This window comes from Nocardia sp. NPDC060220 (assembly GCF_042727815.1).
Lineage (GTDB): Bacteria > Actinomycetota > Actinomycetes > Mycobacteriales > Mycobacteriaceae > Nocardia.
Genome location: NZ_JBHWZY010000890.1, coordinates 1 through 2746, shown reverse-complemented (window position 1 = coordinate 2746; position 2746 = coordinate 1). Strand labels below are relative to the sequence as shown.

The 2746-nt window shown below is 66.0% G+C and carries 3 protein-coding genes; all 3 read left to right on the top strand.

Annotated elements, in window-relative coordinates; genetic code table 11:
• A partial coding sequence (gene urtB / locus ACFWF3_RS31300; protein WP_379317349.1) for an urea ABC transporter permease subunit UrtB occupies positions 1–829 on the top strand: 829 nt, incomplete at its 5' end.
• Complete coding sequence (gene urtC / locus ACFWF3_RS31295; RefSeq protein ID WP_379317347.1) at positions 826–1956, top strand: urea ABC transporter permease subunit UrtC; 1131 nt, start codon at positions 826–828, stop codon at positions 1954–1956. The genes urtB and urtC, both read left to right, overlap by 4 nt.
• Positions 1953–2746, top strand: a 794-nt coding sequence (gene urtD / locus ACFWF3_RS31290; protein WP_379317345.1) for an urea ABC transporter ATP-binding protein UrtD, incomplete at its 3' end; no start/stop codon positions are given. The genes urtC and urtD, both read left to right, overlap by 4 nt.

Sequence of the window (2746 nt, the reverse complement as noted above, 5' to 3'; positions counted from 1 at the left end):
GCTCGCCGCGCTCGGCCTTTCCCTGACGTTCGGTCAGATGGGCGTCATCAATATGGCGCACGGCGAATTCATCATGGCCGGTTGCTACACCACTTATGTAGTGCAGCAAGTCTTCTCGTCGGCCGGAGTGTCGCTGGTCGTGTCCCTGCTGATGGGCTTCCTCATCGGCGGCCTGCTCGGTGCCGCCCTGGAGATGGGCCTGATCCGCTACATGTACGACCGACCGCTGGACACCCTGCTCGTCACCTTCGGTGTCGGACTGGTGCTCCAGCAGGCCGCGCGTGACATCTTCGGCGCCCCCGCCAAGAACGTGCTGGTGCCCGAATGGCTCAGTGGCGGTATCACCATCGCGGGCGCGGTCGTGCCGAAGACCCGCATCTTCATCCTGGTGCTGGCGATCGTCGCGGTGACCACCCTGGCCGCCGTGCTCAAGACCACCCCGATGGGTCGGCGGATTCGCGCCGTCGTGCAGAACCGTGGACTGGCCGAAACCAGCGGCATCTCCAGCAGATTCACCGATATCAGCACGTTCTTCATCGGTTCCGGACTGGCCGGCGTCGCCGGTGTGGCACTCACCCTGATCGGTTCGACGAGCCCCACCATCGGCCAGAGCTATCTGATCGACGCGTTCCTGGTGGTCGTGATCGGCGGCCTCGGCCAGATCAAGGGCACAGTGATCGCGGCGTTCGCGCTCGGGCTGCTCAACTCGTTCATCGAATACTCCACCACCGCGTCCATCGCGAAGGTGATCGTGTTCGTGCTGATCGTCATCTTCCTGCAGGTCCGCCCGCAGGGCCTGTTCACCGTGCGGACGAGGAGCCTGGCATGACCGCACTCACCGAACGTCTCCGCGAATACCCGCGGCTCACACCACTACTCGGCTTCGGCGTCGCGGCGATCCTGCTGTTCGCCGTCGCCCCTGCGGTTCTGAGCGATTTCCGCCTGAACCTTCTGGCCAAGTTCCTCTGCTTCGCCATCGTGGCCGCCGGCATCGGATTGGCTTGGGGCCGTGGCGGAATGCTCACCCTCGGCCAGGGCGTGTTCTTCGGCATCGGCGCCTACATCATGGCCATGCACATGCAGCTCGCCGACGCCGCCCGCCTCGGCAACGACGTCCCGGAATTCATGGAGATCTCCGGCATCAGCGAACTGCCGGGATTCTGGCAGCCGTTCAGTTCCGCGCCGGTGGCGATTCTCGGCATCCTGGTGCTGCCCGCGCTGGTCGCGGCGGTGCTCGGGTACGGCGTGTTCAAGCGCCGGGTGCGCGGCGCCTACTTCGCCATCCTGAGCCAGGCACTGGCCGCGGCGCTGGCGATCCTGCTCACCGGACAGCAGGCCATCGGCGGCTTCACCGGACTGTCGGACTTCCGTTCCTTCTTCGGGTTCCGGCTGTCGGACCCGGCCAACCGGCAGATGCTGTTCTTCATCGCGTCGGGCACGCTGCTGGTGGTGGTGGCGCTGATCCGCCAGCTCAACCGCAGCCGCTACGGCGAACTGCTGGTGGCGGTGCGCGATGCCGAGGAGCGCGTGCGTTTCCTCGGCTACGACCCGGCCAATATCAAGATCGTCGCCTATGTGGTGGCGGCGTTCCTCGCCGGTATCGCCGGTGCGCTGTTCACTCCGATCGTCGGCATCATCTCTCCCGCCGACATCGGCGTCATCCCGTCGATCGCCTTCCTGATCGGTGTCGCCATCGGTGGCCGCACCACCCTGCTCGGACCGATCCTCGGTGCGATCGGCGTCGCCTGGGCGCAGACCTCGCTGTCGGAGTCGTTCCCGTCGGGCTGGACCTACATGCAGGGCATCCTGTTCATCGTGGTCGTCGGGTTCATCCCCGCCGGTCTGGCCGGGCTGTGGCCGATGTTCAAGGGCTGGCTCGACAGCCGCAAGAAGCTGCCACCCGCACCGGAAGAACCCGCCGCCGTCGTCACCGAGGAGAAGGTGCAAGCGCGATGACACTCGAACCCAAAGCCGGCGGCAACGCGGGCATGGACAGCGACTACCTCGAAATCCGCGGTCTCACTGTCAGTTTCGACGGCTTCAAAGCCGTCACCGATGTCGACCTCACGGTGTTGCAAGGCGACCTGCGGTTCCTGATCGGACCGAACGGCGCGGGCAAGACCACGCTGATCGATGCCATCACCGGCCTCGTCCCGGCGACCGGTTCGGCGCAGAAGTCGGGCACCGAACTCCTCGGCAAGAAGGTGCACCAGATCGCGCGCCTCGGCATCGGGCGCACCTTCCAGACGGCCAGTGTGTTCGAGCAACTCACCGTGTTGCAGAACCTGGATATCGCGGCGGGTGCCGGGCGTTCGGCCCTGTCGCTGCTGCGCATGCGCAAGTCGGTGCTGCCGAGCATCGAACAGGCACTGGAGACAACGGGTCTCACCGCACTGCGGGACAAGCCCGCCGGGGTGCTCGCGCACGGACAGAAGCAGTGGCTCGAGATCGGCATGCTGCTGGTGCAGAACGCGTCGGTGCTGCTGCTCGACGAGCCGGTCGCGGGCATGAGCGCCGAGGAGCGCGAGGAGACCGGAAACCTGTTGCGCCGCATCGGCAGTGATCGCGTGGTGATCGTCGTCGAGCACGACATGGACTTCATGCGGTCCTTCGCCACCTCGGTCACCGTGCTCGCGGGCGGCAAGGTCCTCAGCGAGGGCAGCGTCGAACAGGTGCAGGCCGATCCGAAGGTGCAAGAGGTCTATCTGGGCACCGCGACTCTGGTTGCGACAGACAAGGAGTCGGC